The 243-nt window shown below is 72.4% G+C and carries 1 pseudogene; it reads right to left on the minus strand.

From position 1 onward, the window contains the following. A pseudogene (locus KVS71_RS20115) lies at positions 1-162 on the minus strand (transcriptional regulator); the annotation flags it as partial. Positions 163-243: the final 81 nt, after the last annotated feature.

Here is a 243-nt window from a genome sequence, read left to right on the forward strand (position 1 = left end):
CAGTTGTAGGATGTTGAGGAGAGAATCACGACGGGGACAGCCGGGCGCCCGCCCCGGCCCCACGAGGCCGATCCGGTCTTTCTGACGGAGGGTCTGGGGGTGCAGGCCGGCGAGCTTGGCGGCTGCGGCGATCGCGAAGACCGGGGTGGCCGCGTCCCTCACGCCTTCCTTCCCGGTTTCACGTCAGGCCGCCGCGCCCGGGCAGGCGACTCCCTTCCGGCAGCGCCTGACCCGCCGCGCAAG

It is taken from the genome of Microbacterium sp. GbtcB4, from assembly GCF_019091465.1.
Taxonomy (GTDB): domain Bacteria; phylum Actinomycetota; class Actinomycetes; order Actinomycetales; family Microbacteriaceae; genus Microbacterium; species Microbacterium paraoxydans.